Genomic DNA, 7379 nt, shown 5'->3' with positions numbered 1-7379 from the left:
TGATGACGGTGTCGAACGCCTCGGCGGCCTGATCGAGCTGGGACTGCGCCGAGTAGAGTTCCCCCAGCCAGTAGTGGGCATTGGGTAACAGGCTGGACTGCGGGTAGTCGGCGATGAAGCGTTGGAAGGCGTCGATGGCGGCGCCGAACTGGCGTGACTGCACTTGCTGAAACGCTGCCTGATAGGCTTCCCGCCCGTCATCACCCGTCGCACTGGATGAGGTCGGACTGCCCGCGGCGCTTCCGGCTTCGCCTTCGGCGCTCGCCGAGGCACTGCCGCCGGAGACGGCGTTCGCGGTGTCGCTGTCGACGTCGGATCCGTTCAGATCGTTGCTGGTGTCTCCAGCGCCGCCTAAATTCGCCCCGCCGCCGGAAATACGGTCATCGAGATCCAGATACTGTTGCTGGGTCTGCTGCTTGAGCTGATCCAACTGGTAGCGCAACTCCTCGACCTGGCCGCGAAGCTGCTGGATCTGCTGCTTGTTGTCCTGTAGCTGATTGAGGATCGTCAGGGTGCCGCCGCCGCTTTGGCGGGCTTCCGTCTGACTGTAGAAGCCGTTCGACTGACCGGTGAGATCATCGATGGCCGGTTGCTGAGCCCATACGGACAGCGGGAGCACCAGGGCTCCCGCGCCGCACAGTCTTTTCAGACCGTGTTTCATGCTTTTCTCCGTCGCTGCTTAGTACGAGAATACGACGCGACGATTCTTGGCGTAAGCTTCTTCGGTGTGGCCCTGAACTGCCGGACGCTCTTCACCGTAGCTGACGATCTGGATCTGTGACGGGGAGACACCCTGAACGGTCAGGTACTGCTCGACCGCCTGCGCACGACGCTCGCCGAGGCCCAGGTTGTATTCGCGAGTACCGCGCTCGTCAGCATAACCCTGAAGGGTCACGTTGGTGTTCGGGTTGGCCATCAGATACTGAGCGTGGCCGCGCAGTACCGATTCGAATTCGGGGCGAATTTCTTCGCTGTCGAATGCGAAATAGATGGTGTCGACGCTGGGACGCTGTTCATTGGCGCCCATCTGCGAGCCCGAGGTGCCCTGTCCGGAAGTCATGCCCTGTCCGGACGTGCCACCGGAAGTGCCATTCATGTCCCCTTCCTGGGTACCGCCACTGCTGGAACAGCCAGCCACTACGGCTAGCGACAGCGCGACTGCTAACGTCTTGGCGTAGGTCTTCATTTGCATTGTCATCTCCTTGCTCGGATGTCGAATGACACAATGACTGTAGTCGTTTAGTTCAAAAACGGCGACCACGCGGGTTCGCGTACGTCACCCTGCGCCGAAGGCAGTCGGAAAGACGCTCGTCCATCCGAAGAAACTGCCCCCAACACACCTTGCGCCCCTTGCTGGGTAGCGAAGATTACCATGGTGCCATTCGGCGCGACACTGGGCGATTCGTCCCAACGTGAATCCGTCAGGACCGTCACCCGACCGGTGTCGAGATCCTGCTTCGCCACGTGATAACCGCTGTCGTCACGAGTCACCATGAACAATGATTTTCCATCCGGTGCAAAACGTCCGTCGGAATTGTAGTTGCCGGTAAAGGTCACCCGCTCGGCCTGGCCGCCCGTTGCCGACATGCGGTAGAGCTGCGGCGCTCCGCTGCGATCGGAGGTGAAAATCAGGGACTGGCCGTCCGGGGACCAGTCGGGCTCGGTCTCGATGGCGGGATTGGTGGTCAGTCGGGTCAACTGACGAGTTGCCAGGTTCATCACGTAGATCTCCGGCTGTCCATCCTTGGAGAGCGACATCGCGAGCTTGCGACCATCCGGCGACCAGGCCGGCGCCCCATTGATGCCGCGGAAGGATGTCAGGCGGACCCGCTCTCCCGTGGAGGCATTCTGCACGTAGATGGCCGAGTTGCCGGATTCGAACGATACATAGGCGATCTTCTGACCATCCGGCGACCACGCCGGTGACAGGATCGGATCGTCGGACGACAGAACCTGCTGGCCGTTGTGTCCATCGGCATCCGCCACGTAAAGCGCATATCGCGCGTTGTCGCCGGTACCGCTGGCCGAGACGTAGGCAATACGGGTGGAGAAAGCACCCCGGATCCCGGTGATCGCCTCGAAGATCTGGTCGCTGATGTAGTGGGCGCTGGCACGAAGATCGCCAGTTGACGAGGTCAGCGTCTCGCCCAGCATGCGCTTGCCTCCCAGTACATCCATCAGCTCGTACTGGATCCGATATTGATCGCCCTGGGGCTCGATTTTCCCGACCACGAGATAACGGGCGTCGACACGTTTCCAATCGTCGTAGAACACGTCTTCACTGCTGGTGGGCAGTGAGACGAGAGAACTGCGGCTCAGCGGCGAGAACTGGCCGCTATGTTCGAGGTCGTCGCTGACGATCTGCGCCACATCCTGTGGCAACCCGCCTTGTCCACTGAATTCGAACGGCACGATGGCGATGGGCGTGGCCTGATCGCTACCGCGGGTGATTTCGATGGTCAGGTTCTGCGCCTGAGCGGTGGCCGCCAGACACAACAGCGACACCAGCCAACCAGCGGCCAGGGTTTTCCATCCTTGAGACATCCATCGTTTCATCACTGTATATCCCCGGGTGTGAATTTGAGATTGAAATCGCGGAACCGCCGCTGCAGACCGGCATCCAGCTGCTGCAGCTCGCGGAACGGCGCCGCGGCTTCCACGGCCTGCGTGGCCGAGCGATCGAAGCTGGGGTTGCCGCTGCTACGGGTGATGCTGGCTGCCAGCAGTTCACCCGAGGGCCCGAGCCTCACTCTGACTTGCGCCACCAAACCATTGTCCACGTTGGCCGGCAAGTGCCACCGGTCCTCGACGGCACGCTTGACCAGGTTGATGAAGCTGTTCGAGGCCTGATCGGACTGCTCCGCATTGGCGATTCGCTCCTGTTCGTTGGATATGGAATCGCTCAGTGCCTCGGCTGCCGCCTCCTTGGCTGCCGCTTCGGCTTGACGCTTCTTCTCCGCCTCGGCTGCGGCCTTCTTCTTCGCCTCTTCAGCCTGGCGCTTCTTCTCCGCCTCGGCTGCGGCCTTCTTCTTCGCCTCTTCGGCCTGGCGTTTCTTCTCCGCCTCGGCTTCGGCCTTCTTCTCCGCCTCGGCTTCGGCCTTCTTCTCCGCCTCTTCGGCTTGACGCTTCTTCTCCGCCTCGGCTTCGGCCTTCTTCGCCTCCTCCGCCTGACGCTGCTTGGCGGCTTCGGCTTCGGCTTGCTGTTTCTCGCGCTCGGCCTGTCGCGCGGCCTCTGCCGCCTTCTGCTGCTCTTCAGCCTTGGCCCGCTCGGCCGCCGCCTGTTCCGCTGCCTGCTGGCGACGCTCGGATTCTGCCTGGGCTTGCTCCGCGGCGGCCTGCCGTTGAGACTCCTGCTGCTGGGCCTGCTCCTGAGCTTGCTGCTCGGCCGCCTGCTGCGCGGCTTCCTGCGCCTGTTGTTCGGCTGCCTGCTGGGCGGCTTCCTCCGCTTGCCGCTGCGCAGCACGCGCCCGCGCTTCCTGAGCGTACTGTGCCTGATCCGTTGCGGTCACATCGCTGACCAGTGTGGCCTGCACCACCGAGGACGAACTGGGCGTAGGCTCGCTATCCGGCAGACGCAGCATCGTCAACAGTAGTGCCACCACGTGAACGGCGATCGCCAGAACGACGGGCAAGCCGTAACCGACACGGCGGTTTCGCTTCGCCATGCTGACTCCTTACCCGTCGTTGCCTTGCGGCGGCTCGGAAATCAATCCGACATTCGCCACACCTGCCATCTGCAGCGTACTCATCAATGTCACGACCTGCCCGTATGATGCATTCTTGTCACCACGCACCATGACCGGCGTGTTGGGCTTGCGCTCCAGGATCGCCACCACTTGATCGCCGACGGTCTGCAACGTGACCGCCTTGTCCTGTTCGCCCAGCGATATGAAGTACTCGCCCTGACTGTCCACGGAGACGATGATCGGCTCCTGCTCGTCGGTATCGATCGGCTCCGACGTGACCTGCGGCAGATCGACCTGCACGCCCTGGGTCAGCATCGGGGCGGTGATCATGAAGATCACCAGTAGTACCAGCATGACGTCGATGAACGGTACGACGTTGATTTCGCCCATCGGCTTGCGCCGATGATGGCGGCTATAGGGTCCACCCATGTTGAACCTCCGCCTCAGGCCGCCGGGTTGCCACCGCGACCTTGCAGGTTACGGTGCAGAATCGAATGGAACTCCTCGGCGAAATCCTCGTACTCGCCGAGCAGACGGCTGGCGATGGATGACAACCGGTTGTAGAAGATCACTGCCGGAATCGCCGCGAACAGGCCCATGGCCGTCGCCACCAGGGCCTCCGCGATCCAGGGGGCCACGGTCGAGAGCGTCGCCTGCTGCGCCATCGACAGGCTCTGGAAGGAACCCATGATGCCCCAGACGGTGCCGAACAGACCGATATAGGGACTGGCCGACGCCACCGTGGCCAGCAGGGTGAGCTTGTCGTTGAGGTTGTCCTCCTCGCGCGATAGCGCCACGCGCTGGGAACGTTGTACACCATCCAGCACGGCTTCGCTGCTGCGCGTCTTGGGCATCAGGCGATTGAACTCACGGAACCCCGCGCGAAACACATGCTCCGAACCTTGCGCTTCGTAGTTCTCAGGCACGTCACGATAGAGTTCATTGAGATCGACGCCTGACCAGAAACGCTCGTCGAACGCTTTCTGCGCCTTTCTGGCTCGACTCAACGCGAAGCTGCGTTGAAAGATGACGACCCATGAAGCGACCGAAGCGGCCAACAGCAGGAGCATGACCAGCTGGACCACCAGACTGGCGTTCATGATCAGATGGGGGATGGACATGGAGTCGTTCACGAAAATCCTCGAATCACTGGCTTGGAATGGCGGATGTCAGCGCCGCGTGTAGTTCGCTGGGCCAACGTCTCGGTTTCAGGCGTTGCGCATCGACACACGCAATATCGACCGTCGCTTCGCATAATGTATCCCCGTCGTACCGGACTGCCTGCACGAATTGCAACGAGCAGGCGGAAAGGCGGCCGACGCCGGCCGTCACCTCCAGCCGGTCGTCGAGCCGCGCAGGGCGTGCGTAGCGGCACTGCAGCGAATGTACCACCAGTTGTACGCCCTGCTCGATCAGTCCACGTTGACCGAAGCCCAATGCGTTCAACCATTCGCTCCGCGCACGCTCCATGAATTTCAGGTAGTTAACGTAGTACACGATGCCACCGGCATCGGTATCCTCGATATAGACCTTCACCGGCAGGATGAATTCACTCATTGCCGGAGCCGCCATGGTTCGGTGGTTCGCTCTGGGGCGCCTGCTCGCTTGGTGCGATACCGAAGTGGCTGTAGGCGGAGCGGGTGACGACTCGGCCACGGGCAGTGCGCATCATGAACCCCTGCTGGATCAGATAGGGCTCGATGACATCCTCGATCGTGTCGCGTTCCTCGCTGATGGCGGCCGCCAGGCTATCGACCCCGACCGGTCCGCCATCGAACTTCTCGATCATCGCCAACAGCAGCCGTCGGTCCATGTGATCGAGCCCATGGCTGTCGACGTTGAGCATGTTGAGCGCCTGGTCGGCGATCGAGGCGTCGACGCTACCGTTGCCCTTGACCTCGGCGAAGTCGCGTACCCGCCGCAGCAGGCGATTGGCGATTCTTGGCGTTCCCCGGGCCCGGCGTGCAATTTCCCGGGCACCGGCGACGTCAGCAGGCACATCGAGCAGGCGCGCCGAGCGGGTGACGATCTCGGTCAACTCGTCGATGGCATAGAATTCGAGCCGCTGGACGATCCCGAAGCGGTCGCGCAGCGGTGAGGTCAGGAGGCCCGCACGCGTGGTGGCACCCACGAGGGTGAACCGGGGCAGGTCGAGCTTGATCGAACGCGCCGCCGGCCCGTCGCCGATCATGATATCGAGCTGGAAATCCTCCATGGCCGGATAGAGCACCTCCTCCACCGCGGCCGGCAGACGGTGAATCTCGTCGATGAAGAGCACGTCCCCCGGCTGCAGATTGGTCAGCATCGCGGCCAGATCGCCGGCACGTTCCAGCACCGGGCCGGAGGTGGATTTGATATCCACTTCCATCTCGGCGGCGATGATATTGGCCAGCGTCGTCTTTCCCAGTCCGGGCGGACCGAAAACCAGGGTGTGATCGAGACTGTCCCCGCGCTTTCGCGCCGCGGAGATGAAGATGTCCAGCTGTTCGCGCACCCGGGGCTGGCCGATATAATCATCGAGCCGACGGGGACGGATGGCGTGGTCGACCTGCTGCTCGCCCTGCTGTGGTGGTGCTGCCACCAGGCGATCGGGTTCAATCATGGGCGCGTCATCCAGCCAACTGGCGTGACAGCGCTGCTTTGATCAGCGCCTCGGTCGGCAGATTCTTGTCCAGACCGGACAGCATGCGGGAAGCCTCGGTGGGCTTGTAACCCAAGGTCACCAATGCCGCCTCCGCATCCGCGTGCGGGTCGGAGGACGGCCGCGCGGCGACAGTGCCAGCCTTGAGTAGCGATCCCTGCCCCTCCTGCCAATGCGGGAAGCGGTCGCGCATCTCGACGATCAGCCGGTCGGCCGTTTTCTTGCCGACGCCGGGCAATTTGGTCAACGCCTTGCTGTCGCCGTCCATGACACAGCGGATGAAGGCATCGGTGTCCATGCCCGAGAGGATGGCCAGTGCCAGCTTGGGACCGACGCCATTGACCCTGATCAGCGCCCGAAACAGCTGACGCTCTTCATCGCGGGCAAAGCCGTAAAGCAGGTGGGCGTCCTCCCGCACGCTGAGGTGCGTGTAGACGTGCACCTCTTCCCCCACACCGGGCATCGAAACCAGCGTCGTCATCGACGTCTCGAGCTCGTAGCCCACGCCGTGCACATCGATGACGATCCAGGGGGGGTGTTTCTCCAACAGCGTGCCGTGCAAACGTCCAATCATGCCATCCGTGTCCTTACTCTGACCGCGTCCACTATACGCATAGCCGATTCAACTGACTAGCCGCCGACAACCAGCTAGCGATCCGGCTTGAAGTCCCGCCAACGCCCGCCTCGCGAGGATTTTCCACGACGTTTGGGCGCGACGGGGAGCAACCCTTGTCGAGCGTACCCATGGGTCAGTGCGATGGCCAATGCGTCGGCGGCATCGGCCGGCGGTGGCGCATCCAGAGAGAGCAGCGCCGTCACCATGTGCTGGATCTGCGCCTTCTCGGCGCCACCGTTGCCGGTAATCGCCTGCTTGACCTGGCGAGCGGCGTACTCATGGACCGGCAGGCCATGATTGGCCGCACACACGATCGCACTGCCTCTTGCCTGACCGAGCTTGAGCGCCGAGTCGGCGTTCTTGTCCATGAACACCCGCTCGATGGCAAACTCCGAGGGCCGGTACTCACCGATCAACTCGCTGATGCCGGCATAGA

At 62.5% G+C, this 7379-nt stretch carries 10 protein-coding genes; all 10 read right to left on the bottom strand.

Annotated features, from left to right (window positions below; translation table 11 throughout):
* A partial coding sequence (locus tag AC3AYF_RS16130; RefSeq protein WP_295037842.1) for a YbgF trimerization domain-containing protein occupies positions 1-661 on the bottom strand: 661 nt, incomplete at its 3' end.
* A gap of 18 nt (positions 662-679) precedes the next feature.
* The gene (gene pal, locus AC3AYF_RS16125) at positions 680-1192 is read right to left on the bottom strand and encodes a peptidoglycan-associated lipoprotein Pal (protein WP_149434874.1); all 513 of its coding nucleotides are present in this window, start codon (positions 1190-1192) and stop codon (positions 680-682) included.
* 47 nt (positions 1193-1239) lie between these two features.
* Positions 1240-2544, bottom strand: coding sequence for a Tol-Pal system beta propeller repeat protein TolB (gene tolB / locus AC3AYF_RS16120; RefSeq protein ID WP_487780001.1), 1305 nt, complete (start codon positions 2542-2544; stop codon positions 1240-1242).
* A gap of 11 nt (positions 2545-2555) precedes the next feature.
* The gene (gene tolA, locus AC3AYF_RS16115; protein WP_487780000.1) at positions 2556-3665 is read right to left on the bottom strand and encodes a cell envelope integrity protein TolA; all 1110 of its coding nucleotides are present in this window, start codon (positions 3663-3665) and stop codon (positions 2556-2558) included.
* Between the two features lie 9 nt (positions 3666-3674).
* Entirely contained in the window at positions 3675-4115 is a 441-nt protein-coding gene (tolR, locus tag AC3AYF_RS16110) for a protein TolR (protein ID WP_295037848.1), read from the bottom strand.
* Positions 4116-4129: 14 nt separating this feature from the next.
* Positions 4130-4819 (bottom strand): protein TolQ, encoded by a 690-nt coding sequence (gene tolQ / locus AC3AYF_RS16105; protein WP_110708907.1) that lies wholly within the window; start codon positions 4817-4819, stop codon positions 4130-4132.
* 13 nt (positions 4820-4832) lie between these two features.
* On the bottom strand, positions 4833-5243 hold the full coding sequence (gene ybgC, locus AC3AYF_RS16100; protein WP_275401751.1) for a tol-pal system-associated acyl-CoA thioesterase: 411 nt from the start codon (positions 5241-5243) through the stop codon (positions 4833-4835).
* On the bottom strand, positions 5236-6288 hold the full coding sequence (gene ruvB, locus AC3AYF_RS16095; RefSeq protein ID WP_295037852.1) for a Holliday junction branch migration DNA helicase RuvB: 1053 nt from the start codon (positions 6286-6288) through the stop codon (positions 5236-5238). Before ruvB ends, ybgC begins: the two co-directional genes overlap by 8 nt.
* 7 nt (positions 6289-6295) lie before the next feature.
* Positions 6296-6901, bottom strand: a complete 606-nt coding sequence (gene ruvA / locus AC3AYF_RS16090; RefSeq protein ID WP_295037855.1) for a Holliday junction branch migration protein RuvA — start codon at positions 6899-6901, stop codon at positions 6296-6298.
* Between the two features lie 74 nt (positions 6902-6975).
* Positions 6976-7379 (bottom strand): crossover junction endodeoxyribonuclease RuvC (gene ruvC, locus AC3AYF_RS16085; protein WP_487779999.1); only part of this gene is annotated, 404 nt, incomplete at its 5' end.

It is taken from the genome of Salinicola sp., from assembly GCF_982684285.1.
The sequence above is the reverse complement of the archived record's forward strand: the minus strand, read 5'-3'. Positions and strand labels throughout refer to the sequence as shown.

Bases quoted from the DNA above. Each gene is read 5' to 3' on its own strand.
- pal (WP_149434874.1), bottom strand. From the start codon at position 1,192: ATGCAAATGAAGACCTACGCCAAGACGTTAGCAGTCGCGCTGTCGCTA.
- tolB (WP_487780001.1), bottom strand. From the start codon at position 2,544: ATGTCTCAAGGATGGAAAACCCTGGCCGCTGGTTGGCTGGTGTCGCTG.
- tolA (WP_487780000.1), bottom strand. From the start codon at position 3,665: ATGGCGAAGCGAAACCGCCGTGTCGGTTACGGCTTGCCCGTCGTTCTG.
- tolR (WP_295037848.1), bottom strand. From the start codon at position 4,115: ATGGGTGGACCCTATAGCCGCCATCATCGGCGCAAGCCGATGGGCGAA.
- ybgC (WP_275401751.1), bottom strand. From the start codon at position 5,243: ATGAGTGAATTCATCCTGCCGGTGAAGGTCTATATCGAGGATACCGAT.
- ruvB (WP_295037852.1), bottom strand. From the start codon at position 6,288: ATGATTGAACCCGATCGCCTGGTGGCAGCACCACCACAGCAGGGCGAG.
- ruvA (WP_295037855.1), bottom strand. From the start codon at position 6,901: ATGATTGGACGTTTGCACGGCACGCTGTTGGAGAAACACCCCCCCTGG.